Source organism: Nonomuraea sp. NPDC048901 (assembly GCF_040649695.1).
Taxonomy (GTDB): Bacteria; Actinomycetota; Actinomycetes; order Streptosporangiales; family Streptosporangiaceae; genus Nonomuraea.
Map to the genome: position 1 here is coordinate 345,318 of NZ_JBEZFW010000011.1, position 24,207 is coordinate 369,524.

At 70.9% G+C, this 24,207-nt stretch carries 26 protein-coding genes; 10 read left to right on the top strand and 16 right to left on the bottom strand.

The genetic code is table 11. From position 1 onward, the window contains the following. Nucleotides 1-97 precede the first annotated feature (97 nt). The 3 genes from AB0C30_RS35245 to AB0C30_RS35255 all read left to right on the top strand — a co-directional run bounded on the left by AB0C30_RS35245 (nucleotide 98) and on the right by AB0C30_RS35255 (nucleotide 4,695). Nucleotides 98-2,932, top strand: a complete 2,835-nt coding sequence (locus AB0C30_RS35245) for a LuxR family transcriptional regulator (RefSeq protein ID WP_357952476.1) — start codon at nucleotides 98-100, stop codon at nucleotides 2,930-2,932. Nucleotides 2,933-3,030: 98 nt separating this feature from the next. Continuing rightward, nucleotides 3,031-3,783 carry a peptidylprolyl isomerase gene (locus AB0C30_RS35250; RefSeq protein WP_357952477.1) on the top strand — a complete coding sequence of 251 codons (753 nt, stop codon included), beginning with the start codon at nucleotides 3,031-3,033 and terminating at the stop codon, nucleotides 3,781-3,783. Between the two features lie 120 nt (nucleotides 3,784-3,903). After that, nucleotides 3,904-4,695, top strand: coding sequence for an SAM-dependent methyltransferase (locus tag AB0C30_RS35255; protein WP_357952534.1), 792 nt, complete (start codon nucleotides 3,904-3,906; stop codon nucleotides 4,693-4,695). Between the two features lies 1 nt (nucleotide 4,696). On the opposite strand, the gene AB0C30_RS35260 is transcribed toward AB0C30_RS35255, so the two are convergent. The 8 genes from AB0C30_RS35260 to AB0C30_RS35295 all read right to left on the bottom strand — a co-directional run bounded on the left by AB0C30_RS35260 (nucleotide 4,697) and on the right by AB0C30_RS35295 (nucleotide 9,993). After that, entirely contained in the window at nucleotides 4,697-6,163 is a 1,467-nt protein-coding gene (locus tag AB0C30_RS35260; protein ID WP_357952478.1) for a protein kinase, read from the bottom strand. Between the two features lie 86 nt (nucleotides 6,164-6,249). Continuing rightward, complete coding sequence (locus AB0C30_RS35265) at nucleotides 6,250-6,570, bottom strand: plasmid stabilization protein (RefSeq protein WP_357952479.1); 321 nt, start codon at nucleotides 6,568-6,570, stop codon at nucleotides 6,250-6,252. Between the two features lie 68 nt (nucleotides 6,571-6,638). Beyond that, nucleotides 6,639-7,244, bottom strand: a complete 606-nt coding sequence (locus AB0C30_RS35270; RefSeq protein WP_357952480.1) for a flavin reductase family protein — start codon at nucleotides 7,242-7,244, stop codon at nucleotides 6,639-6,641. Between the two features lie 63 nt (nucleotides 7,245-7,307). Beyond that, on the bottom strand, nucleotides 7,308-7,529 hold the full coding sequence (locus AB0C30_RS35275; RefSeq protein ID WP_357952481.1) for a hypothetical protein: 222 nt from the start codon (nucleotides 7,527-7,529) through the stop codon (nucleotides 7,308-7,310). Further along, nucleotides 7,526-7,669, bottom strand: a complete 144-nt coding sequence (locus AB0C30_RS35280) for a hypothetical protein (RefSeq protein WP_357952482.1) — start codon at nucleotides 7,667-7,669, stop codon at nucleotides 7,526-7,528. Before AB0C30_RS35280 ends, AB0C30_RS35275 begins: the two co-directional genes overlap by 4 nt. 157 nt (nucleotides 7,670-7,826) lie before the next feature. Further along, nucleotides 7,827-8,726, bottom strand: coding sequence for an NADP-dependent oxidoreductase (locus AB0C30_RS35285; RefSeq protein WP_357952483.1), 900 nt, complete (start codon nucleotides 8,724-8,726; stop codon nucleotides 7,827-7,829). Then, nucleotides 8,723-9,544: an MFS transporter gene (locus AB0C30_RS35290; protein ID WP_357952484.1), complete on the bottom strand. Its 822-nt coding sequence runs from the start codon at nucleotides 9,542-9,544 to the stop codon at nucleotides 8,723-8,725. Before AB0C30_RS35290 ends, AB0C30_RS35285 begins: the two co-directional genes overlap by 4 nt. Further along, a complete protein-coding gene (locus AB0C30_RS35295) occupies nucleotides 9,490-9,993 on the bottom strand; it encodes an MFS transporter (protein WP_357952485.1) in 504 nt (167 codons plus the stop codon). The genes AB0C30_RS35290 and AB0C30_RS35295 overlap by 55 nt, the downstream gene beginning before the upstream one ends. Nucleotides 9,994-10,060: 67 nt before the next feature. Here AB0C30_RS35295 and AB0C30_RS35300 point away from each other — a divergent pair, with 67 nt between their 5' ends. Next, nucleotides 10,061-10,693: a TetR family transcriptional regulator gene (locus AB0C30_RS35300; protein ID WP_357952486.1), complete on the top strand. Its 633-nt coding sequence runs from the start codon at nucleotides 10,061-10,063 to the stop codon at nucleotides 10,691-10,693. 12 nt (nucleotides 10,694-10,705) lie between these two features. Here AB0C30_RS35300 and AB0C30_RS35305 read toward each other — a convergent pair whose 3' ends face one another. Continuing rightward, nucleotides 10,706-11,239 (bottom strand): SRPBCC family protein, encoded by a 534-nt coding sequence (locus AB0C30_RS35305; protein WP_357952487.1) that lies wholly within the window; start codon nucleotides 11,237-11,239, stop codon nucleotides 10,706-10,708. A gap of 21 nt (nucleotides 11,240-11,260) precedes the next feature. After that, entirely contained in the window at nucleotides 11,261-11,656 is a 396-nt protein-coding gene (locus AB0C30_RS35310) for a hypothetical protein (protein ID WP_357952488.1), read from the bottom strand. A gap of 102 nt (nucleotides 11,657-11,758) precedes the next feature. Here AB0C30_RS35310 and AB0C30_RS35315 point away from each other — a divergent pair, with 102 nt between their 5' ends. Then, on the top strand, nucleotides 11,759-12,394 hold the full coding sequence (locus tag AB0C30_RS35315; RefSeq protein WP_357952489.1) for a TetR/AcrR family transcriptional regulator: 636 nt from the start codon (nucleotides 11,759-11,761) through the stop codon (nucleotides 12,392-12,394). Between the two features lie 29 nt (nucleotides 12,395-12,423). Here the strand turns inward: AB0C30_RS35315 and AB0C30_RS35320 are convergent, their stop codons facing one another. Further along, entirely contained in the window at nucleotides 12,424-13,167 is a 744-nt protein-coding gene (locus AB0C30_RS35320) for a GntR family transcriptional regulator (protein ID WP_357952490.1), read from the bottom strand. A 96-nt stretch (nucleotides 13,168-13,263) separates the two neighbouring features. Here AB0C30_RS35320 and AB0C30_RS35325 point away from each other — a divergent pair, with 96 nt between their 5' ends. Genes AB0C30_RS35325 through AB0C30_RS35335 form a run of 3 tightly spaced genes read left to right on the top strand, consistent with a single transcriptional unit; the run spans nucleotide 13,264 to nucleotide 17,296 of the window. Beyond that, nucleotides 13,264-14,685 carry an FGGY family carbohydrate kinase gene (locus tag AB0C30_RS35325; protein WP_357952491.1) on the top strand — a complete coding sequence of 474 codons (1,422 nt, stop codon included), beginning with the start codon at nucleotides 13,264-13,266 and terminating at the stop codon, nucleotides 14,683-14,685. Continuing rightward, nucleotides 14,682-16,061 carry an NAD(P)/FAD-dependent oxidoreductase gene (locus AB0C30_RS35330; RefSeq protein WP_357952492.1) on the top strand — a complete coding sequence of 460 codons (1,380 nt, stop codon included), beginning with the start codon at nucleotides 14,682-14,684 and terminating at the stop codon, nucleotides 16,059-16,061. Before AB0C30_RS35325 ends, AB0C30_RS35330 begins: the two co-directional genes overlap by 4 nt. Next, a complete protein-coding gene (locus AB0C30_RS35335; RefSeq protein WP_357952493.1) occupies nucleotides 16,058-17,296 on the top strand; it encodes an FAD-dependent oxidoreductase in 1,239 nt (412 codons plus the stop codon). Before AB0C30_RS35330 ends, AB0C30_RS35335 begins: the two co-directional genes overlap by 4 nt. Before the next feature lie 15 nt (nucleotides 17,297-17,311). Here AB0C30_RS35335 and AB0C30_RS35340 read toward each other — a convergent pair whose 3' ends face one another. Beyond that, complete coding sequence (locus AB0C30_RS35340; protein ID WP_357952494.1) at nucleotides 17,312-17,875, bottom strand: TetR/AcrR family transcriptional regulator; 564 nt, start codon at nucleotides 17,873-17,875, stop codon at nucleotides 17,312-17,314. A gap of 98 nt (nucleotides 17,876-17,973) precedes the next feature. Between AB0C30_RS35340 and AB0C30_RS35345 the strand changes: the two genes are divergently transcribed. Next, nucleotides 17,974-18,660 carry an SDR family oxidoreductase gene (locus tag AB0C30_RS35345; protein WP_357952495.1) on the top strand — a complete coding sequence of 229 codons (687 nt, stop codon included), beginning with the start codon at nucleotides 17,974-17,976 and terminating at the stop codon, nucleotides 18,658-18,660. Nucleotides 18,661-18,760: 100 nt separating this feature from the next. Here the strand turns inward: AB0C30_RS35345 and AB0C30_RS35350 are convergent, their stop codons facing one another. The 4 genes from AB0C30_RS35350 to AB0C30_RS35365 all read right to left on the bottom strand — a co-directional run bounded on the left by AB0C30_RS35350 (nucleotide 18,761) and on the right by AB0C30_RS35365 (nucleotide 22,295). Beyond that, complete coding sequence (locus AB0C30_RS35350) at nucleotides 18,761-19,207, bottom strand: hypothetical protein (RefSeq protein WP_357952496.1); 447 nt, start codon at nucleotides 19,205-19,207, stop codon at nucleotides 18,761-18,763. A 402-nt stretch (nucleotides 19,208-19,609) separates the two neighbouring features. Then, on the bottom strand, nucleotides 19,610-20,848 hold the full coding sequence (locus AB0C30_RS35355; protein WP_357952497.1) for a hypothetical protein: 1,239 nt from the start codon (nucleotides 20,846-20,848) through the stop codon (nucleotides 19,610-19,612). After that, nucleotides 20,845-21,681, bottom strand: coding sequence for a hypothetical protein (locus tag AB0C30_RS35360; RefSeq protein ID WP_357952498.1), 837 nt, complete (start codon nucleotides 21,679-21,681; stop codon nucleotides 20,845-20,847). Before AB0C30_RS35360 ends, AB0C30_RS35355 begins: the two co-directional genes overlap by 4 nt. 134 nt (nucleotides 21,682-21,815) lie before the next feature. After that, the gene (locus tag AB0C30_RS35365) at nucleotides 21,816-22,295 is read right to left on the bottom strand and encodes a hypothetical protein (RefSeq protein WP_357952499.1); all 480 of its coding nucleotides are present in this window, start codon (nucleotides 22,293-22,295) and stop codon (nucleotides 21,816-21,818) included. Nucleotides 22,296-22,613: 318 nt separating this feature from the next. On the opposite strand from AB0C30_RS35365, the gene AB0C30_RS35370 reads away from it, so the two are divergent. Next, entirely contained in the window at nucleotides 22,614-24,164 is a 1,551-nt protein-coding gene (locus tag AB0C30_RS35370) for a carbohydrate-binding protein (RefSeq protein WP_357952500.1), read from the top strand. Nucleotides 24,165-24,207: the final 43 nt, after the last annotated feature.

Consider the following 24,207-nt stretch of genomic DNA (forward strand, 5'->3'; position numbering starts at 1 on the left):
CTATCCGCACCACATCTGTACGGATGACCTGGTTCGAGGGTGTCGGAATGCTCCGGGTTAGGTATGAGATCAACTCCGAGTCCGGTACTCTCGCCTGGTGCTGCACGGGCGCATCGCGGAGCAGGCCAGGATCACGCGACTTCTCGCTGGTGAGAGCGGCGCCCTGATGGTGCGCGGGGAAGCCGGGGCGGGCAAGAGCGTGTTGCTCGCCTTCGCGGCCGAGCTCGCGAGTGATCAAATCGTGCTGCGCGCCTCCGGCAGCCCCGAGGAGTCGCACCTCCCGTACGGCGGCCTGCACATGCTGCTGGGGACCACCCGTCCGCGCTGGAAACACCTGCCCGCCCAGCAGCGCGACGTCCTCGACCAGCTGGGCGAGCCGCAACCGCGGAGCCTTGTGCCCGATGTCGTCGACCGCCAGGGCGACCCGGAACCGTGGAGCCTTGCGCCCGGCATCCGCGCGGTAGGCGAACCCGCCTGGCCGCGCTCGCCGTACCTGCCTGTCTGGAACCTCCTGCGCCACCTGGCGGGCAAGCGGCCCGTCCTCTGCCTGATCGACGACGCGCACTGGCTGGACCGGGAGAGCCTGGCGGTCCTGTCCTTCTGCGTCCGGCGCCTCGCCGCCGCGCGCGTGGTGATCCTGGTGGCCGCCGAGGGCGAGGTGCCCGCGCTCCAGGGGATCGACGAGCTGGACCTGCCCGGTGTCGACAGGCAGGCGGCGCTGGACATCGTCGCCGAGTGCCGGCCGGGCATCGTCCCGCAGGTGCGTGAGCGGATCGTCGAGGACGCCCGCGGCAATCCGCTGGCCCTGCGCGAGCTTGCCGCGGGGATCAGCCCGGCCCAGGTCGAGGGCAGGCTGTCGCCGCTGGGCCTGCACACCGGCTGGGCCGGCCGTTCGCGACGGGCCGATCAGTTGTACGGCGCGTGCTTACGGGCCCTGCCTGACCGGACTCGCTTCCTCCTCCTGCTGGCCGCCGCCGACCCCGCGGCCTCCCTGCCCGAACTGCTCGCCGCCACCGGAGCGACACCGGCTGATCTGGAGCCCGCCGAGACGGCTGGGCTGGTGGAGGTGCGGCCGGACAAGCTCACCTCTCGCCACCTGCTGATCCTGGTCGCCGCCTATCAGTCCGCGCCGGTCTCGGCCCGCATCGCCGCGCACCGGGCCCTGGCTGAGACGGCGTCCGAGCGGCGGGTCTGGCATCTCGCCGCCGCCGTGCTGGGGCCGGACGAGCAGATCGCGCGTGAGCTGGAGGCCGTCGGGACGTCGTCGGCGCTGGAGCGCGCGGCCGAGCTGACCACCGACCCCGAGCCCCGCGCCCGGCGCTATGCCGCCGCCGCGGTCGCCGCGTGCGACGCCGGTCAGTTGCGCCGCGCGGCGGATCTGGCGACGTGCGCGACCAAGCTGAGCGCCGAGCCCTCGACGCTGGCCTCGGCCGCCCGAGTGCTGGCCACCGTGGAGTCCGAGATCGGCTCCCCGACCAAGGCCACGCGGATGCTGCTGGACGCGGCGGCCAGGATCGGCGACGACGACCACGCCATGGCCATCGTCATGATCGCCGACGCGATCCGCCTGTTCGGCTACAGCGGCGACGAGGGGCTCGCGGCCGAGATCGCCGCCGCCGTCTGGTCGGCACCGGCGACTTCACGAGGTTCCGCGCGAGCCTCGTCACCAGCTTCTTCGCAGGTCGTGCGATCAGGCGCCCAGCCCACCTGGTCCGCTCCGCTGGCCCGGTCGCTGCCCACGCTGGCGAAGATCATGGCCGGTGACCCGTTCAGCGGCTTCGCCGCCATCGGTGAGCTGGTCGAGCACACGCCCGCCCTGGCGACCCAGCAAGCCATAACCGCCACCTCGTTGGGCCTGATGGCCGCCGACGCCGGCTCGGCGTTGCGCCTGACCTCCACGCTGGTGGCCGACTGCCGCCACCAGGACCTGATGGGCCTTTTGCCGTACGCCCTGCAACTCCAGGCCCAGGCCCTCATGCTGAGCGGCCGCATTGCCGAAGCGCTCAGACTGGCCACCGAGGGGCTGAAGCTCGCCGGTGACCTCGGCCAGACCCACCGAGTCGGGCATCTGAGCGGCCTGGTCGCGCTGATCGCCGCGTTGAGCGGCGATGAGAAGCGCTGCCGGGCCTACGCCGAATCGAGCCTGGACTACTGCGCCGACCACGACGCGCCGGCCAGCGCGGCGCTGGCCACCTGGGCGCTCGGCCTGCTGGAGCTGGGGCTGGGCCGGGCGGGCGCCGCTGTGGCGCACCTTGAGCGCGTGGTCGCGGGCCCCGCGCACCACCCGGTGATCGCGGTCCACTGCGCGGCCGATCTGGTGGACGCGGCCGTACAGGCCGACCTGCCCGGCGCCACCGTCGAGCCGCTCGCCGTGCTGGAGCGGTGGGCGGGGGACACGCGCCAGCGCTGGGTGGGCGCGGTGGCGCTGCGCTGCCGGGCGCTGACCGCGCCGGACGGCGAGGCGGAGCCGCTCTTCCTCGGCGCGCTCGACCTGCACGGCCCGTCCCTGACCGCCTTCCAGCGGGCCAGGACCGAGCTCGCCTACGGGCAGTGGCTCCGCCGGATCCGGCGCAGGTCCGAAGCCCGCTCTCATCTGCGGGCCGCGCGCGCCGCGTTCGAGCAGCTGGGCGCGACCCCCTGGGCGGAGCGCGCCGCGGCCGAGCTGAGCGCCTCGGGGGAGTCGAGCCCCGCGGAGCCGCTGCCGGAAGCGCTGCGCGGGCTGACGCCGCAGGAGCGGCACGTGGTGTTCCTCGCCGCGCAGGGGTCGTCCAACCGGGAGATCGCCGCCCAGCTCTTCCTCAGCCCGCGGACCGTCGGCTTCCACCTCTATCGCGCCTTTCCCAAGCTGGGCATCACCTCCAGGACCGAGCTGGCGGATCTGGTACGGCAAGCCGCCACCGGCATCGGGACGATCACGCCGGTCGCCGAGTGACGCCCCAGGGTGGACAGGCTCGTACCGAACCCTTGACTGCGCTGGTCAGATCGATTAGACCTCAGGAAACCCAGCGATCATCACGCAGTGGAGGACAGATGTCCGGCAGAGCATTGGTACGACTCGCGGCCCGCGCCGCGTTATCCGCGGTCACGACAGGCTCGCTGATCGCGATCGGTGCGCTGCCGGCCTCGGCGGCGGCCTTGGACAAGCCGCCCCGAACGACCAAGGGGCCGTGCCAGTACACCGAGACCCCCGACGACCCGGCCGTGCGTGACGTGCCGCTGCCGCCGGACCCGCGCCGCACGCCCACGCGTCCGGTCTCCGCGGTGCTCCGGACCAACCACGGCGACATCGGGCTCGCGCTCGATCCGGCCAAGGCGCCGTGCACGGTGCAGAGCTTCGTGCATCTGATCCAGCACCGGTTCTATGACGCCACGTCGTGCCACCGGCTCACCGCGTATGACCGGCTGAAGGTGTTGCAGTGCGGCGACCCCAGTTTCACCGGTGAGGGCGGGCCGGGCTACAAGTACAAGGACGAGCTGCCCACGGACCTGCCGCCGTGGCCGGGCGATTCGACCGGGGTGCGCAAGACGTACGCGCGCGGGGTGCTGGCCATGGCCAACGCCGGCCCGAACACGAACGGCAGCCAGTTCTTCCTGGTCTACGGTGATTCCGGGCTGGCGCCCAACTACACGATCTTCGGTACGGTGGACGCCGCCGGGCTCGCCGTCCTCGACCGCATCGCCGCCGGCGGCATCCAGCCGGAGCCGGACGGTCCCACACCTCCGGTGGACGGCAAGCCCGTACTCCCGGCCGACATCCGAGACGCCCGGGTGTGCCGCCGGTAGGCGGTCGCGAATTCCGGGCACCTGACCCGTCCTGATCACATATCCGCATTTTCCCCCTAAGATGCCGTCATAGATGACGAAGGGTGAAGCGTGACCGAGCCTGAGCGGCCTCCGGGGAAGATGGATCCGACCGTCCCCACGGTCGCCCGAATGTATGACTATTTCCTCGGCGGGAAGGACAACTTCCCGGCTGACCGCGAGGCGGCCGAGCGGGTCCTCGAACTGAGCCGCTCGGGCGGCGCGGACGTGCGGGAGATGGCCAGGGCGAACCGCGGTTTCCTGATCCGCGCCGTGGAGACGGTCGCCAGGGCCGGTGTTCGGCAGTTCCTCGACATCGGCACCGGCCTGCCCACGCAGGACAACGTGCACCAGGTCGCGCACCGGATCATCCCCGACGCCAAGGTCGTCTACTCGGACAACGACCCGATCGTGCTGGTCCACGCCCGCGCGCTGCTGGCCGACAACCCCGACACGGTGATCATCGACGGCGACGCGCACGACCCCAAGGGGCTGCTGGCCGCCGCCGCCCAGCACCTCGACTTCAGCCAGCCAGTGGCGGTCCTGGCCGTCGCGCTGTTCCACTTCTTCAGCGGTGACGACGAGGTGGCCGGCATCGTCCAGACCCTGCGCGAGCCGCTGGTGCCGGGGAGCCATCTGATCATCTCCCACGCGTACGTGGAGCAGGGCCAGAGCACCCTCGACCGGCGGATCGAGACCGAGGACGTCTACCGGCGGACGACCTCCGGCGCGCTGCACTGGCGGGATCGCGACATGGTGCGCGCCTATTTCGACGGGCTGGAGCTGCTCGAACCCGGCGTCGTGCCGGTACAGGACTGGCGCAACGACGACCCGTTCATCGTCCCCGGGCTGGAGAAGGGCGGCATCCTGGGCGGCGTCGGCCGGGTCCCCTGACCTAGCGGAGGGCCTTCAGCGCCGCGGCGACGTGCTTGGCCGCCTGGTCGGCGGTCCCGTAGCCGGGCCGTGGACCCAGGTAGTTGACGTATGCCAGCACGTTGGCCAGGCAGAACGACACCTGCGTGTTGTGGAAGCCCGCGGCCACATCGGGGTCGCGGCGGGTGTAGGCGGCCGTCCTGTCGCCGACGACCCGCGCCGAGCGCAGCTTGGTGCCGGGGTGGCGCGCACGTTCGTCCTTCCCCAGGGTGACCATGCCATCGAGGTTGAGCCCGCAGCTCTTGACGGTCGGGTTACGGTACGTCGTCACCATCACACTGGTGTAGCCGGTGCCGTGCCACTGGCACCGTGTGGTGCCCAGGACGTCGCGTCGCGCCGTGCCTCCGAGCAGCGTGCGCGCCTGCACGTTGGTCAGGAGCTTGCAGGCGTCGGGCAACTGGCGAAACAGCTTCACGGCGCTCTTCGTCGGGGACGGCTTCGCGGACGCAGGGGACTTCGATGACGGCTCGGCGAGCGCGTCCGGAGTCGCGGGCGGCAGATTGAGCCAGATCGCCGTGGCGGCCGTGCCGCACACCGCCAGCGCCAGCGCGCCCGCCATGACAAGGGTACGGCGGCGCTTCACAGGGGCTTCGCGGGGTGTGGGGATCGTGGACGGGGTGTCGCCTTGGGCGATGTCGTGGAGCCAGCGGGCCATCTGCTCGGCTGTACACCGCCGCTGGGGATCCTTCTCCAGCAAGGCCGCGAGCAGGGGCGCGAGCGGACCCGCCAACCTGGCGGGGGCGGGATCGCGCATCAGCACGGCGGCCATGACCGCGGCCGCGTTGGGGCCGGAGAACCCAGGGCTGCCCTCCACCGCCGTGTAGAGCGTGGCGCCGAGTGACCATAAGTCGGCGGCGGGGCCGTCGTCCTCGCCACGTAACCGTTCTGGGGCGATGTAGCCGGGCGAGCCGTTGAGCAGGCCGGTCTGGGTCAGCGCGGCGTCCCCGGCGACCGTGGCGATGCCGAAGTCGGTCAGCAGTACGCGGCCGTCGTCGGTCAGCAGCACGTTGCCGGGCTTGACGTCGCGGTGCAGCACGCCCATCGCGTGCGCGGCACCGAGCGCGTCGAGCACATGCCGGCCCACCCAGGCGGCCTGGCGCGGCGACAGCGGGCCGTCCGTACGCACGATCTGATCGAGGGAGCGGCCGTGGATCAGCTCCATCACGATCCATGGCCGCCCGCCGTCCATGACCACGTCGTGCACGGTGACGATCGAGGGGTGTGAGCGCAGCCGCGCTGCCGCCCTGGCCTCTCTCAGCGTGCGCTCGGTGAGCTCGGCTCGGGCCGCGTGGTCGAGCTCCGGCGGCAGGCGCACCTCCTTGACCGCGACCTCCTGCCGGAGCAGCTCGTCCACGGCCCGCCAGACCGTGCCCATGCCACCCTGGCCGAGCGGTGCCAGGAGTCGGTAGCGGCTCGCGACGATGGTCATCACGCAATTATACGGACGTATATTCTACAATGTTCGCCTCTTGTGTCGCCGGGACCCCTAGGGTCCCGGCCGTCCGTGCGACCCGGTCAGCTGAGGGCCTTCTCCAGCTGTGCCTTGCTCATCTTCGAGCGGCCCTTGATGTTGCGGCTCTTGGCTTCGGCGTACAGCTGATCCCTGGTACGACCGCCCGCGCCGGAATGGGAGCGCAGCCCGCCCCGGCGGCTCGACGAGATGTCCTTGGTGGATGTACGGCTCGCGGTCCGGGACTCACCGGCCCTGGCCCGCTCCTTGTTCACGGTACGGGCGGCGATTTCGGTCGCTCGCTTGTTGCTTTCCCCCCGCTTCTTGGCGCTGTCCTTGATGTGCTCGTATTGCCGTTCCCGCTTCGGGCTCGATCCGCGAGGCATTTCTCCTCCTCATGAGAACCGTCAGACCCTACGGCCCCTACCCAGACGAGAACCACGAAACAGCCGTGTCACATCGCCGGCTCTTCGTAAGGGATGCGGCTCAGGTGCAGGATCGAGCCCAGCGTCCCCCACTCGTCGCCGCCGAGCTTGGTCAGCGGGCGCAGCCGCTCGGCGTCGGGCCGGCCGTCGACGATGTAGTCCTCGTGCACCGCCGCGAGGAACACCCGTCCGAAGACCAGGGTGGAGTTGCCCATGTGCAGAGTCGTGTGCGAACGGCACTCCATGACCACGGGCGAGACCGCCACCCTGGGCGGCCGCACATGACGGCTGGGTTCGCGTTCGATTCCCGCGTAGTCGAATTCGCTGAAGGTCCGAGGGAAGTCGGTCGCGGTGGCGTTGATGAGCTGTAGCAGCGGTTCGGCGGAGAAATTGATGACGAACTCGCCGGTGTCCTCCACGTTGCGCAGGGAATCCTTGCGGCCGATCGAGGTGAACTGCACGATCGGCGGATCGGTGCTGGCGATGCTGAAGAACGAGTGCGGGGCGAGGTTCTCGACGGTTCCGTCCGGCGTGACGGTGGAGACCCACGCGATCGGGCGCGGGACGACGACCGAGGTCAGGAACCTGTAGAAAGCCGGCCCGCCCATTTCCGCAGGATCGAAGTCGACGCGCATGACGATCAATATTCGTCGTATGCGCCCTGTTCGCCAATCGCCACGCGGGCGGCGGACTTGAAGTTACCCCGCCAAAACCCGTTCCCAGTCCACCGTTTTGGCCCAGTCGGCGTAACTGTGCCAGCGCACGGCCGGGAACCTGACGCGTAGCGCCTCGATGTCGATGAAGTCGGTGTTGTTCTCGAAGCTCTCGAACATGGTGGCCACCTCGTCCCCGGCCCATTGGCGCACCATGTCCAGAGGCAGCTGCTGGTAGGGGATGTCCCGGCCGAGGACCTCGCTCAAGATCGGGCGGCCTCCTCCCCGGTCACGCGGTCGGACGCGAGGTCGACGCGCTCGCCGACGAGTTCGGCGGGGTGCTCGATGGCGTACACGGCCATGCCCGCGATGTCGAGGACGGTCACCTGGGCCACTTCCGCGTCCATGCCGCCCTCGCCGAACGGCACCGACAGGCCGAAGACGGCGTCCGTCCCCGTGCAGGCCCGCTCGAGCGCGCCGGGGTCGCCGAGGTCGCCGGGGGCGTTGATCGCAGGACACGGGGGCGCGCCTGAAGCTCGCGCGAAAGCCGCGCCCCTAGAGGTCCTACGGCGTGACGACCACCTTGCCGCGCACGTGTCCCGACTCGACCGCCTCGCAGGCCGCCGCCGTCCGCTCCAGCGGGTACGTCGCCTGCACCGACACCCTGATACCCAGCTCAAGCAACTCGGCCAGGCGCTCGGCCGAACGGGAGGTGCCCAACCGGCGGACGCCGCGCTCGTTGGCGAGCGGGGAGAAGGCGATCGTGCCCACCCGGTCGGGGTCCTTGACCAGCTCGGCGGAGGCGTCCAGCGAGTCGGGCGTGGCCACGCAGTCCAGCGCGGCGTCCACCCGGCCGCCCAGCTCGCGCACCCGCTCGGCCAGCCCCGGCCCGTAGGTCACCGGCTCGGCCCCGAGCGTGCGCAGGAAGTCGTGGTTGCCGGCGCCGGCCGTACCGATGACCCTGGCGCCCCACGCGATGGCGATCTGCGCCGCCAGGTGGCCGACGCCCCCGGCGGCGGCGTGGATGAGGACCGTGTCACCCGCGCCCACGCCCAGCTCGCGCAGCGCGGTGTGGGCGGTCTGCCCGGAGGCCGACAGAGCGCCCGCCTCCTCCCACGGCAGCCACTCGGGCCTGCGGACGAGCTGCTCGGTGTCGGCCACGGCGTGTTCGGCGAACGCCGCGAGCGTGACGGGCCCGAGCAGTTCGTCGCCCACGGCGAAGTCCGTGACGCCGGGTCCGACCGCGTCCACGATCCCGGCCGCCTCGTTGCCCAGGCGCTGGGGGAAGGTGGCGGGCGCGTACCGCGCCGCGGAGCCGTCGCGGAAGAGATTGTCGAACGGCTGGACGCCGGCCGCCCGTACGCGCAGCCGCACCTGGCCCGGTCCCGGGACGGGCGGTTCGGTGTTCACGAGTTCCAGGACGTCGGTGCCGCCGTAGGTGTTGAAGACGATGGCCTTGCTCATCGGGTGATCCCTTCGGTCGCGCGGGCCCGCGGGCCCGTCGTGGGGTGCAAGGGCAGCTCCTTGATCAGGAGCGCCATCAGGAAGCCCGCCGCCGCGAGGATCGCGACCAGCAGGAAGACAGGGCGTACAGCTGCCGCGAAGGAGCCGGCGAAGGAGGCGGTCATGGCGGAGGAGTCGCCGATCTCGCCGGTACGGCCGAACACCACCGCGACGCAGCCCGCGATCCCGGCGGTGCCGCCGAGCTGGCGGGTGAAGGTGGCCGCGGAGGTGGCCACGCCCATGTCCCGCACCGGGGCCGCGGCCTGTACGGAGAGCGTCAGCGGCTGCATGGACGAGCCGAGTCCGAGACCGAGCACGGCGGCCAGGCCCATCACCGCGATCAGCGGCACGTCGGTGTCGAGCAGCGGTGACAGAGCCAGGGCCGCCACGGCGACCAGCGCCAGACCGGTCACGAAGAAGGCCTTGTAGCGACCGCTGCGCGCGATCACCCGGCCGGACAGCGCCGAGGCCAGCACCAGCCCGGCCATCAGCGGCAGCATCATCAGGCCCGAGCGCGTCGGGGAGGCGCCGCGGACGATCTGGTAGTACAGCGGCAGGGTCATCATGGTGCCCAGCATCGCGGCGCCGAGCGCCGCACCGGCCAGAGCGGAGAGGCTGAACGGGGCGGCTCGGAACAGCCGCAGCGGGATCAGGGCTTCCTCTCCCATCCGCCGCTCGATCAGCAGCCAGGCCCCCAATCCCGTCAGGCCCAGCGCGTAACAGGTCAGCGCGGCCGGCGAGCCGTACCCCCAGGTCCTGCCCTGCTCGGCCGCCAGCAACAGCGGGCCGCAAGCACGCTCGACAGGCCGAAGACGGCGACGAACCAGCCCTGGTAGCGGGCCCGCTCGCGGGGCGGCAGCAGGTCGGCCAAGATCGCGAAGGCCAGTGACATCAGCCCGCCCGCGCCCAGCCCCTGCACCGCGCGGAAGGCGGCGAGCGCGCCCATCGACGTGGCCGTCGCGCACAGGAGCGAACCGGCGACGAAGACGGCCACGGCGGTGAGGTAGAGGGGCTTGCGTCCGTACAGGTCGGACAGCTTCCCGTACAGCGGCATCGTGACCGTGGAGGCGATCAGGTACGCGGTCGTGACCCACGCCTGATGGCTGAGGCCGTGCAGGTCGTCGGCGATCGTCCGCATGGACGTCGAGACAATCGTCTGGTCGAGCGCGGACAGGAACATACCCGCCATGAGCCCGCCGACGACCGCCGAGATCGGGCGTCGTGTCATGAGCCAAAGACTCACTCATTCAGATGAATTTTGTCAACTGAATGATTGAATCGCTAGGATGGCGGCCATGACAACGCGGCGACGTGCGGTGACCGAGGACGAGCGGGGGACCGCCGCGGAGCGGACCCGGGAGCGGATCCTGCGGGCGGCGCTGGAGGAGTTCGGGGCCAAGGGCTACTCCGGAGCCCGCACGGCGGCCATCGCGGCCAGGGCCGGGGTCAATCAGCAGCTCATCAGCTACCACTTCGGCGGCAAGCAGGGCCTGCTGACGGAGCTGCGCAGACGGTGGACCGAGACCGGGGCCGGGCTGCCGCCGCCGGAGTCCTCCTTCGCCGACTCCTTCGCCGCCGTCCTCGGCGCCACGCTCGAACGGCCCCAATGGGCGCGCATGGTGCTCTGGCAGGCACTCGGCGACGATCCCGGCGAGGGCGGCGGCATGTCCAATGCCCAGCGCGAGCAGCTGCGCGACGGCATCGAGCGGCTGCGCCGGCGGCAGCGCGACGGGGAGATCAGCGACGCGCCGTCACCGGAGTTCGTGATGCTGCTCGCTTACGCGCTGACCTTCGCACCCCTCGCGCTGCCCGACCACGTCAAGGCGATCCTCGGCGTGGACCCGCTGTCGGAGGACTACCGCCGCATCGCGCACGACCAGCTCATGACCCTGTTGCGCGGCCCCGCGCCGGATGATCCCTGCCGGTAGCCGAGCTGGATTTCACTGTGGGTCGGCCGGGGCGAGCCGAGGGCCGCGGCTACGGGCCTCGGCGACCCGTTTGATACCGGCGGCCCACCCGTCCAGCGCGGCCTGGAGCTTGCGGCCGTTCATGAACAGCCCCAGCAGCGGCCCGGCCATGGATTCGGCGACCATCAGTTCGGTGGAGCCGTCCTCGAGCGGGGTCAACACGTGCCGGTGCACGGCCTTGGCGCCGAAGGACAGCCCGGTCCAGGTCAGCTGCCGGCCGGGGACGACCACCGCGAACCTGGAGGCGATGGCCGCCTTGCCGTTGCGCCAGGCGAAGGCCGCGTCCACGGCGACCCCGGCCGTCAGGCGTACGTCGCCGATGGCCGGATCGATCCGCGACCAGCCCTCCGGGTCGGCCAGCACGCTCCACACGACCTCTGGGCCCGTGTCGACGATGACCCGGGTGACCGCCCGGACGGGGGCGGTGGCATCGATGCGGTCATTCTTGGCGTACTGCTCATGCAGGACCTCCAGCGGAGGACCGGAATAGAACAAAGATCTCAGCACTGGGACTCCCGGAAGGAACGGTTATTGGGCAGGTGCTCTGTGCCGCAGGTGCGGCCGCGCCTCGGCCCAGATCGCCGCGGGCTCGAAGCCGGCGGCGTTCCAGGTGGTGGACGTCAGCCGCCCCCGCCCGCGGTAGCGCCGCACGATCGTGACGTGCTCCGGCCACCCCACGAACCGTCGTAGGGCCTGCTCGTCCTGCCAGATCGACACCGAGCCGCACCTGAGCTCCAGCGGTCGCGTCCACAGCCACATCCCGACCGCACCCTCCAGCTGGGGCCAAACTCGGCGCAGCGCGATCCCGGCCCGGTAGATACCGGGCAGGTCGCGTGCACTGTCGGCCTGGTACGCGGTCACCGCGACCAGCACGGGCCCGGCGAAGTCCACGGCCGGCCCCGAGGTCCAACGGCTTCTCAGCATGCTGATGACACCTCCTTTTTCAGCACGAACGTTCGTGCTTGGATGGGACGGTATCACGGTGCGGCATAATTGACCGAACGTTCGTGCGCGAAAGGAGCGGCAATGGCGGGCCGGCCACGAGACGAGGGGACACGGAACGCGATCCTGCGCCGAGCGGCGGACATCGCCTCCAAGGACGGGCTGGAGGGCCTGTCGATCGGGCGGCTGGCCGCCGACCTCGGCGTGAGCAAGAGCGGGCTCTTCGGCTACTTCGGCTCCAAGGAAGAGCTCCAGCTCGCCACGATCCGGGCCGCGACGGGTGTCTACCTCGGCGAGGTCGTCCACCCCGCCCTGACGGTGCCGCCGGGCCTGGGGCGGGTGTGGCAGTTGTGCGAGCGCTGGCTGAGCTACTCGGAACGGCGGGTCTTCCCCGGAGGGTGCTTCTTCTTCACGGTCACCGCCGAGTTCGACGCCCGCCCTGGTCGTGTACGGGACACCGTCGCCGCCGCGGGTCGCGAGTGGAACCTCCTGGTCGCGAGCGCCGTCGGCGACGCGCGCGGGCTCGGAGAGCTCACCGAGGACACCGAACCCGATCAGCTCGCCTTCGAACTGATCGCGTTCATGGAGACCGCCAACGCCGTCTCACTGTTGCACGACGATCCCGTCGCCTACCGGCGGGCCAGGAACGCCATCCAGAGACGCCTGCACGCGTCCGCCACCGATGCGGCGTCGCCGCCCTGGCTCTCGGCCCAGGGCTGAAGGCGTCTCGTACGAGGCCTCGCCGGCGCTCAGGCGTCTTCGACCGGTACGGGAATCCGGGCCTCGACCTTGAACGACGCCCGGTCCGCGCGGTACACGTCGCGGGCGAACTCGATGCAGCGCCCATCGGCAGTGTAGGTGCGGCGGGTCAGCAGGATCCCGTTGGAGGCGCTGCGGATCTTCAGCCGGGCGCAGGAGGCGTCGTCGATGACGATGGACTCGATGACGGCGGAGGCGTCGGCCGGTACGACGCGGTAGTGGGTGCGCAGGATGTGCCAGAGCGACCCGGTGAGGGGCTGCTCCAGCAGTCCGGGCGTGAGGGCGCTGGGGAAGTAGGTGGTCTCCAGCGCGATCGGCTCGTCGTCGGCGAACCGCAGCCGGTGCAGGGCGTGCACGGTCTCGTCGCCGGCCAGGTCGAGCGCCTCACGGGCCGAGGGGGTGGGCGGGCGTTCCTCGGCCCAGATGAGCTGGGCCGATGGGCGCCGTCCGGCCAGGATGATCTCGTCGGAGAAGCTGCCGATGTGGAAGGGCACCCGCGCTTCGGCCACGAACGTCCCGCGCGGCGGACGCCGGTAGACGTACCCCTCCTTCTCCAGCAGCGCCAGGGCCTGCCGGGCCGTCATCCGGCTGACGCCGTAAGTCTCGCTGAGCTCCCGCTCTGACGGCATGAGCGTGTGCGGGCCGAGCTTCTCCCCGGTGATGCGGTCGCGGAGCTCCGCGGCGATCGTCACGTAACGCGGCGAGGCTGCGGCCTTGTGAACTTTCGTCCCCATGGGTGACACCCTAGCCCGTTTGGTCGATACCTTGTGGGCTAAGCCACATGGTATATACCAAAGGGGGACTTTCGTGCAGAAGGAGCAGATCTGACGATGTACATCCTCGCGATCGACCAGGGGACGTCCGGGACCAAGGCCATCGTCGTGGACGGGGGCGGGGCCGTCCTGGCGATCGCCGAGGAGGCCCTGCGCCCGCGCTATCTGGAAGGCGGCGGCGTCGAACAGGACCCGCACGCCCTGCTCGACTCCGTCCTGACCGCCGGACGGCGGGCCGGCGCGGCGGCGGGCGTGCCGCTGGACGCCGTCGCCCTGGCCAACCAGGGCGAGACCGTCCTGGCCTGGGACCCGGCCACCGGCGAGCCGCTCACTCCGGCCATCGTCTGGCAGGACCGCCGGGCCGAGCGGCTGTGCGCGGCCCGGGCTCCGTACGCCGACCGGGTCGCCGCACTCACCGGCCTCGTGCTCGACCCCTACTTCTCCGCGCCGAAGATGCGCTGGATCCGTGAAGAGCTCACCACCGAAGGCGTCGTGACGACCACCGACACCTGGCTGGTACACCGGCTGTGCGGGGCGTTCGTCACCGACGCCGCCACCGCCAGCCGGTCGCTGCTGCTCGGCCTGGCGGACGGGCAGTGGAGCGGTGAGCTGCTCGACGTCTTCGGGCTCGGCGCCGAACGGCTCCCCGAGATCGTCGCCAGCGACGCCGTCGTCGGTACGACCACCGCCTTCGGGCCGGAGATCCCGGTGACCGGCCTGATCGTCGACCAGCAGGCCGCGCTCCTGGCCGAGGCGTGCCTGGAGGCGGGCACCGCCAAGTGCACCTACGGCACCGGGGCCTTCCTGCTCGCCCAGCTCGGCACGTCCCCCTCTCGATCGACGTCGGGCCTGGCGACGTCGATCGCCTGGCGGCTGCGCGGGGAGACCCGCTACTGCGTGGACGGCCAGGTCTACACCGCGGCCTCGGCCGTACGCTGGCTCGCCGACCTCGGCCTCATCTCCGGCGCCGAACAACTCGACGCCGTCGCGGCACCCTCCAGCGACGGCGTGCTGTGCGTGCCCGCGCTCGCCGGCCTGGCCGCGCCGTGGTGGGACGCCGCCGCCACCGCCTCGTTCACCGGCATGACGCTCAGCACCGGCCGCGGGCATCTCGTACGGGCGCTCCTGGAGGGCGTCGCCGCCCAGGTCGCCGCGCTGACCGCGCTGGTCGGCGCGGACCTCGGCGCGCCGCTGTCCCGGCTGCGCGTCGACGGCGGACTGACCCGCTCGCGCGTCCTCATGCAGGCGCAGGCCGACCTCGCCCAGCTCCCCGTGGAGGTCTACCCGTCACCGCACGCGACGCCGCTCGGCGCCGGCGCCTGCGCCCTGATGGCCCTCGACCCCGCGCTGGACGCGGCCACGGTGGTCGGCGGCTGGCGGCCGTCGGCCGTCTACGAGCCCGCCTGGCCCGCCGCTCGCGCCGCCTCGTACCTGGAGAGATGGCAGGCCGCCATATTGCTGTCGAAGGAGATTTCGTGAACGCTCCCCGTACCTACGATGTGGCCGTGATCGGCGGCGGCATCGTCGGCTCGGCCATAGCGCGGCTGCTGGGCGGCACCGCCCTGTCAGTGGCGCTCCTGGAGGCGCGCGACGACGTGGGCGACGGCACCAGCAAGGCCAACACCGCCATCCTGCACACCGGCTTCGACGCCAAACCCGGCACCCTGGAATCCCGCCTGGTCGCCCGCGGCTACGACCTGCTCGGCGACTACGCGGAGGCCACCGGGATCCCGGTCGAACGTACCGGAGCGCTGCTCGTCGCCTGGACCCCCGAACAGCTCGACGCCCTGCCCGAGCTGCGCGCCAAGGCCGAGCGCAACGGCTACACCGCCTGCGAGACCGTCGACGCGGCCGAGGTCTACCGCCGGGTCCCCGCCCTCGGCCCCGGCGCGCTCGGCGGCCTGACCGTTCCCGGCGAGTCCATCATCTGCACCTGGACCACCAACCTCGCCCTGGCCACCGACGCCGTCAACCGCGGCGTGACGCTGCTGCGCGGCCACCGCGTCACCGAGGTCCACGTCGGCGCGGACACCACCCGGCTGGCGACCACCGCGGGCGAGATCACCGCCCGCTGGGTGGTCAACGCCGCCGGACTCGGCGCCGACACGCTCGACGCCCTCTTCGGCCACGACCGCTTCACGGTCACGCCGCGCCGCGGCGAACTGCTGGTCCTCGACAAGCTCGCCCGGCCGCTGGCGCCCTGCATCGTGCTGCCGGTGCCCTCGTCGGCGGGCAAGGGCGTGCTCGTCAGCCCCACGATCTACGGCAACGTCATGGTCGGCCCGACCGCCGAGGACCTGACCGACCGCGGCGCCACCGGCACCTCCGAAGCGGGGCTGGCGTTCCTGCGCGAGAAGGGCGCGGCGCTCATGCCCCGGCTGATGAAGGAGGAGGTCACCGCGACGTACGCGGGCCTGCGGGCCTCGATCGGGCGCGACGACTACCTCATCGACCTCGACGCCTCACAGCGCTACCTCCTGATCGGCGGCATCCGCTCCACCGGCCTGACCGCCGGCATGGCGATCGCCGAACACGCCGGGGACCTGCTCGCCGGCCATCTCGACCTCACCGCGCGCGCCGGTCTGCCCGCGCCGCCGCACATGCCCAATCTGGGCGAGGCGTTCGCGCGCCCGTACCAGGACGCCGCCGCCATCGCCGCCGACCCCGAGTACGGCCGCATCGTCTGTTTCTGCGAGCGGGTGACGCGGGGCGAGATCCGCGACGCGCTGACGTCGGTGATCCCGCCCGCCGGGCTGGACGGCCTGCGCCGCCGCACCAGAGCCATGAACGGACGCTGCCAGGGCTTCTTCTGCGGAGCCCGGGTACGCGAGATCTTCGAGGGGGAGACGGAATGACCGAGCGGGTACGCGTGGCCGTCATCGGCGGTGGACCGGCGGGACTGACGGCCGCCGCCGCGCTCGCCCCGGCGGTGGACGGCGAGGTCCTGGTCCTGGAGCGCGAGCCGGAGACCGGCGGCATCCCCCGGCACAGCGACCATCCCGGCTACGGCATCCGTGACCTGCGCCGATTCGTCTCCGGCCCCGAGTACGCGCGCCGAATGACCCGCGCCGCCCGCGAGGCCGGGGCCCGTCTGGAGACGGAGGCCATGGTCACCGGATGGGCCGGAGCGCGGACCCTGGAGGTGACCTCGCCGCGCGGCCGCCGCCTCGTCCAGGCCGACGCGGTGGTCCTGGCGACCGGGGCGCGGGAGCGGCCTCGTTCGGCCCGGCTCATCGCCGGCGACCGGCCCGACGGCGTCTACACCACCGGGCAACTGCAGAACCTCGTACACCTGCACCATCGCGAGGTCGGGCGGCGCGCTGTGGTCGTCGGCGCGGAGCTGGTCAGCTGGTCAGCGGTGCTCACCCTGCACGAGGCGGGCTGCCGTACCGTGCTGATGACGAGCGAGTACGCCAAACCCGAGGCCTACACCGCCTTCCACGTCCCGGGACGGCTGGCCTTCGGCGTGCTCGTCCGGAGCCGCACCCGGCTGGTCGCCGTCAACGGCAAGGGCCGGGTGACCTCGGTCGACATCGAGAACCTCGACACCGGTGCACGCCACCGCGTCCCGTGCGACACCGTGATCACCACCGGCGACTGGATCCCCGACCACGAGCTGGCCCGTACGGGCGGCCTGGACATGGACGAGTCCACACTCGGGCCGCGCGTGGACACCTCCCTGGCGACGAGCCTGCCCGGCGTGTTCGCGGCGGGGAACCTCCTGCACCCGGTCGACACCGCCGACATCGCCGCGCTCGACGGCCGCCATGTCGCCGCCGCCGTCCTGTGGCATCTGGCCGGCCACCCCGTCCCGGCCGGCGGGGTGCCGCTGGTGGCCGAGGCGCCGCTGCGCTGGGTCGCGCCGCAGATCGTACGTCCCGGCGGGCCGCCGCCCTCGCGGGGCAGGCTCCTGCTGTGGTCGGACGCCTTCCGGAGGTTCCCGCGGATCGCCGCGACCCAGGACGGGCGCTTCCTCGGCCGTGCCCGCCTCCCCTGGCCCGCCGCCCCGGGCCGGGTCTTCCGCGTACCTTTCACCCTCGTGACGGGCGCCGACCCGGCGGGCGGGCCCGTACGACTCGCACTGGAATGACTGCCTAGCACCTGATCACGGAGTAGCTGTCAGGGCGGTGCGCGCGGTGGCGAGGATCTCCTCGGACAAGGGGGAGTCCTTGGTGGCGCGGGCCAGGACGAGTGCGCCGAGCATGGTGCACAGCCGGGTGATGCCGTCCTGGTCGGGGGTGGCGAGCGCGTCGGCGAAGTCGCTGACTCCCTGGGTGTAGACGCGGCGGGCCTCGTGGTTACCGGGTTCGCGTGCCATGTCGCCGGCCAGCGCGGCGACGGGGCAACCGTCCGAGGGGTTGTCACGGTGCTCGACGGAGAGATAGGCGTCGATCAGCGCCTGCTGGGCGGCGGTGTCGGGTTGTCCGGTGTGCTGTTCGAGCGCGGCGGTGTGGTGCTGGGCGAGTTCGGCGAAAGCATGGCTGGTGGCCTCGTCGATGAGCGCCTCTTTGGAGGCGAACTGCTTGTAGAAGCCGCCGTGGGTCAGTCCGGCCGCCTTCATGAGGTCGGCGACGCTGACGTGTGTGCCCTGCTTGCGGAACAGCCGGGAGGCGGTTTCCACGATCCGCCTGCGGTTCTCCTGCGCTTGCGCCTGTGACACGCGGCCCATCGGCCACCCCCTCATTTGGATGTCGGCTGTCATCTATCCTATGCTCCAACTTAGATTACAAACGTAATCTAAATGGATCTGCAACGCTGGGAGCAGACATGGAACTGAAGAACGCGGTCGCCGTGGTCACGGGCGCCAACCGAGGACTGGGCCGCCACCTGGCCGTCCAGCTTCTGGAGCACGGAGCGAAGGTGTACGCGGCGGCGCGCCGCCCGGAGAGCGTGGACGTGGCCGGCGCCATCCCGCTGCGCCTGGACGTGACCGATGAGGAGTCCATCCGGGCCGCGGCCCGCCTCGCCTCGGACGCGACCCTGCTGGTGAACAACGCCGGGATCTCCACCGGCACCCCGCTGATCGCCAGCGACCTCGAGGCGGTGCGCCTGGAGATGGAGACGAACTACTTCGGCCCGCTAGCCGTGACGCGCACCTTCGCCCCGGTCATCGAGGGCAACGGCGGCGGCGCCGTGGTCAACGTCCTGTCCGTGCTGTCCTGGTGGCACCCGGCCGTCACCGGGGCCTACGCCGCGGCCAAGGCCGCCGCCTGGGCGCAGACCAACGCGGTCCGCGAGGAACTGGCGCCGCGCGGCATCACCGTCTCGGCGCTGCACGTCGGCTACATGGACACCGACATGGCGGCCAGTATCCCCGCCGACCAGAAGGCCGACCCCGCCGACGTCGCCGCCCAGGTCCTGTACGGCATCGAGAACGGCCGGCCCGAAATCCTCGCCGACGAGGTCACCCGGAACATCAAGCAGAGCCTGTCCACCACGCTGAACCCGGCCTGAACCCAGCCGGAATCACGCCTGAAGCGGCGGTCAAGGACGGCGACGGAGCGGTCAAGGACGGCGACGGAGACTGAGGGCGGCGCCCTCACTCCCTCGTCCCTTACTCCGGCACGACGCCGATGACCATGCGGTGATCGAGGTGGTCCGGCAGATCAGGGGCTTTGGTGAGCGCTCCGGTCCGTACGTCGATGATGAGGAAGCCGCGGGTGGAGTCCACGATGACGCGCCGGTCGTCGAGCCACTGGGCGACCTCATCGCCGCACGGGGCGGGGAAATCCCTGATCCGGGCGCCGGTCGTGGCGTCCCAGAAGGTGATCAAGCCGTGGCAGCCCATCAGAAGCTTCCCGTCAGGGGAGAGGCTCTTCACATCGTCGGCGTCGATGTACTCGGCAACCGTCCTGGCCTTGCCCCGGTTGTCGACGGAGATGATCGCACCGTCGTAGTGGCACTCCCGGGAGCCGACGACCTTGTCTCTGGTCACTCCGAACACCACGCACAGCTTCGGGATGGTCCGGGCGCCGCCCGTCTCGAAGTCCGTGATGATCATGCGTTTCTCCGCCACGACGGCGGCCGCGAAACAGCCTGCCGTCCGCGGAGACCGCCAGGGGAGTGGGGCCAGGACTCTGCCTGTCCAACTCCCAGGCGGTGAGCCGGCGGGTGAGGGGACGCGACCGGCCATCGCGCAGGTCCAGGGCGACGTACTGGTTCGTGGCGGAGTCCAGGTAGGCGAGGCGATGCCCGTCGAGGCTGACCACGATCTCCCGGTCGGCATTCTTGATCAGCATGTCCTCGCCCGTCGCGAGGTGGACGCTCCGACCGCCCTCCGCGAAGTCGGTCCAGCGGATGGGCGCCGCCGTCGGATGGAAGGCGACGACGCCCTTCTCCGGAGGCGCGCTCGGTTGGGGCGTGCAGGCTGCCACGGCGAGCACTAGGAGGATCACGGCGCGCTTCATACCGCTCCGATAGTCAGGTCGTTTGATGACATGTCCGGCACGTACGGCACGCCGCGAGCCGCGCCGGTGGCCAGATTCACCACGTAGACGGCCGCCGAGTGGTATCCCGGCGCGAAGACCACCACCTCGTTCGCCCCCGCCCACCGGTAGAGGTGGCTCAGTACGGCGGTCGGTGGCAGCTGCGGGCGGATCTCGCGGATCGTCTTGCCGGTGGCCGGATCGAACAGGCGGATCTGGTTCTTCGCCTGGGAGAAGGCCACCATGGACCTCCCGTCGGGAGAGGCCGTCACATCGCCTCCTCCGTCGAAGGGGTCGCGGATGGCGTGTTCGCCGATCCGGAAGGTGGCGCCGTCGTAGAGGACGAGTTGGTGACCCGCCCAGCCCTGCAGGTATTGCTCCGGGCCGGTCACGCGCCGGAGCTCTCCCGTCGAGGTGTCGGCGATCACGACGGTCAGCGCTGGGGATCCCTGGGCCGCCAGGTAGCGGCCTTCGGCGGAGAAGCGGAGCGTGTTCGCGGTGAAGCCGGTGGGGACCGGTACGACCGAGCCGGTGGTGAGATCGCGGACGATCACCTGATGGCGGGAGAGGCTGTAGTAGGCGAGCTTGTGCCCGTCCGGGCTCACCTCGACACCGGACAGCCCGTCGGCGTCGGGGATCCGCCATCGGGCGCCGGTCACGTCGATCACCGCGCAGCCGCTCCTGTCCGGGAAAGCGTTCCACGGGGCGGGCGCCTCGGGGAAGGAGTCCTCGACCCGCAGGCCGTACCGGATGGGCGTCTTGGTGGTCGCGGCCAGGACGGGCGAGAGCGGCGGAGTGGCCCGTTCCGGTTCGAGCAGGTCGTACTTCGGCCACAGCACCGTGAACACCACCGCTCCGGCGACGAGGAGGCAGGCGCTCGCCACAAGCTTGCGGTGCAGGCGGATCAGCCGTTTGCGTCGCGGCAGGCCCGACGGGTCGACTTCGGGGGCGGCTTCCAGCGGGGCCTCCCCTGCCAGCGCCCGGACCTTCGCGATGCTCAGCCCGGTCAGGTCGGCGGTGTCTTCCTCGCTCCACCCGTCATAGTGCAGCGCCACCTGGACCGCCCGCTCGGCCCGCGCCTTCCGATAGAGCGTGAAATATGCGCTCTTGTTGTCCCCGTGCTTGAGCAGCGCGATCGCCGTGAGCTTCTCCGCCTTGGCCGGGTCGCACACCAGCAGCGTCGCCGTGCGCAGCAACGGCGTCTCCCATTCGCTCACCACTCCACCCTCCCGAGTACGAAACCGGTGCCCCAGCTGGCGGGCACCCCCGTGACGGTCCGGCTGGTCGCCCGCGCGATGTCGATCGCCTGGTAGCCATTCGATCGCTCGCACAGCACCTCGCGGTCGTTGAGCCATCTCTCGACCCGCTCGCAACCGGACCTCTTCACCCGGGCCAGCCTCTTTCCGGTGACGGCGTCGACGGCCTCGTAGTAGCCGATGTCGACCAACAGCAGCCGCCGGCCGTCGGGAGAGGGGAAGGCTTCCTCGTCATCCAACCCCGGCACGAGGAAGCCGCTGCCGTCGGCGCGGATCGCGACAACCCGGCGGTTCTCCCCGCTGCCGGGCCTGCACCGTGGGACTCCCCAGATGAGGTCCTTGCTGAGCCCGAACACCTGGCAGATCCCGGCGATCGTCCGGACCTTCCCGGTCCCGAAGTCCATGATCCGGCTGTCGGGCTGAGCCGAGTAGGCGACGAGGCCGCCGTCGTGGGAGAAGACGAAACCACCGATGTTCACGGCCTGATCCGCGGTGAGCTCGGGCGAGAGGGAGCGGACCGTGCCGTCTCGCAGGTCGCGGGCCATCACCCGGCGATCGGCCAGATCCAGGTAGACCACCCGGTGCCCGTCGTCGCTGATCGCGATCCCGGGCTCCTGGGCGGCGTACGGAAGCGGGTAGACCTCGCCGGAGGCGAGATGCAGGCTCCATCCGTGACACGTCGCGTCGCCGCAGTGGGACGCGTCGCCGTACACGATGGGCTGGCCGGTGCTGCGCGGCCAGAGGACCAACAGGAGGAGGACGCCTCCGGCTGTCGCGAGAAGAACGGCGGCCACCCGAATGCGATAGCGCACCCGGGACCGCCTGGCTAATTGAGACCAGGTGCCCGACACGAGATCGAATACTAGGAACGACCGATTGCGATCAGATTGCGGTCGTCCTCTTGCTGCCCTGGCGCGCGCCCAATGACTTACGGGATGATGTCCGTTACGATCCTGGCGGCGGCCTTCTGGCACGAGGAGAGCCGCCCGCTCATGCTCGCCTGCGCGGCCGAGTTGCTGGCGCACCGCCACCCACCGACGGTCGCCACCCCGGCACTGCCCTGTTTGGGGGTGTCGGGCCGGTAGTAGGTCCGGAAGACCTTCAGTGCCGTACGGCAATCGGCCCGCCCCGCGGACACCGCGACCGCGGCCATGGGCCCGCCGCCGGGCGGCTGAAGCTCACCGCACACGGTCCCGGGCCCGGCGAGCTTCCGCGAGGGCGAGGGCGAGGGGCGAGCCGTCGGCGGCGCCGTCTCCGGTGCTTTCGTCTCGGGGGATTCCGGTGCCGATGTGGTGGGCGTCGCCAGGGCGGAGGACGGTGCCGGGGTAGAGGACAGTGCCAGGGTGGTGGACGGTGCCGCCTCCGGCTCGGATTTCTCCCCGCAGGCGCTCAGGAAGAGCAACAGCACCGGAACGCAGGCAATGACTCGCGACCGCACGAAACAGAACTCCACAACTCGACGTCAAGGTCGGCGTAGTCTCTCACGCCCAGCGCGTCGCTCCGCCGTGCCGACGATCTGTCGTCGTCGCTGAAACTTTCACCGCCGCACCGCATGAGGATGAGGCTCTCCCCATGCTGTCCACCGCCCGTGACCTCGGCTGATGTGCCGCCTCCGGGTTGAGGCCGCCGGGTCGTCCGCGTACGTGAGACCTTTCCAGGCTCAGCGGTGCGTGCTTAGCTTCGCTCATCCATCGGAAAGCGCTTACCGAGCTCACGGAGACGAAGGATGCGCCTAAAAGCCGTCATGGCGTGCGCCGGCCTGCTGGCCGGCGTGCTCGTCGCACTGTCACCATCCATCGCGAATGCCGCGACCACCCGGTACGAGGCCGAAACCTCGCCGGCGGTCTGCACCGGGACGATCGACTCCAACTGGGCGGGCTACTCCGGCAGCGGCTTCTGCAACGGCACCAACGCCGCGGGCGCCTACGTCCAGTACACGGTGACCGCCTCGGCGGCCGGTACGGCGACGCTCGGGGTGCGGTTCGCCAACGGCACCACCAGCGCCCGTCCCACCAGCCTGCTGGTCAACGGTACGACCGTGCAGTCGGTGTCGTTCGAAGGCACGGGTACATGGGACGCCTGGACCACCAAGACGTTGACCGTCAACCTGGCCTCGGGCAGCAACACCATCCGGCTCGACCCCACGGGCAGCACCGGCCTGGCGAACATCGACTACCTCGAGGTCACGACGGGAAGCACGCCGCCACCCACCGGCACGCTGTACGCCTCGCCGAACGGCAGTGCGAGCGCGCCCGGAACGGAGTCGGCCCCGACGACGCTCGCCTCGGCGATCACCCGCGTCACCGCGGGCGGGGTGATCTACGCGCGCGGCGGGACGTACAACCTCTCGCAGACGCTGACCATAGCGGCGGGCAACAACGGCACCTCGAGCGCCCGCAAGAAACTGTCCGCCTACCCGGGGGAGACTCCGGTGCTGAACTTCTCGGCCATGAGCGAGGACTCGGCCAACCGCGGTCTTGCCCTGAACGGGTCGTACTGGCACCTCTACGGCATCGTCGTCGAGCGGGCCGGTGACAACGGGATCTTCGTCGGCGGTAGCAACAACATCATCGAGCGTACGGTGACGCGCTTCAACCGTGACTCGGGGCTGCAGATCTCGCGGATCGCCTCTGACACCCCCCAGAGTCAGTGGCCGGCCAACAACCTCGTCCTGAGCTCGGAGTCGCACGACAACGCCGACTCCGACGGTGAGGACGCGGACGGCTTCGCCGCGAAGCTCACCTCCGGCCCCGGCAACGTCTTCCGCTACGCGGTGTCTCACAACAACATCGACGACGGCTGGGACCTCTACACCAAGACGGACACCGGAGCCATCGGCCCGGTCACCATCGAGGACTCCCTCTCCTACAACAACGGCACTCTTAGCAACGGCACCCAGAACGGCAACGGTGACCGCAACGGCTACAAGCTCGGTGGCGAGGACATCGCGGTCAATCACGTGATCCGGCGCAGCATCGCCTACCGCAACGGCAAGCACGGGTTCACCTACAACCGCAACCCCGGCTCGATGTCGATCTCGGACAACGTCAGCATCGACAACACGGAGCGCAACTACTCCTTCGACGCCGGCACCTCGGTGTTCCGCAACAACGTCTCGTGCCGCAGCGGCAGCGGGACCAACGACAGGATCGTGGGTAACGCAGACAGCTCCAATCAGTTCTGGTCCGGTTCGAACGGGTCCCGATGCTCCTCGTACTCGGGTGCCCTGCACTGGTCCTTCGCCGCGGACGGCCGCCTCGTGGTCACCTTCGGCTAGCCGGCGACGCCATGCCCCGCCTGGTCGCAGCCCATGATTCATG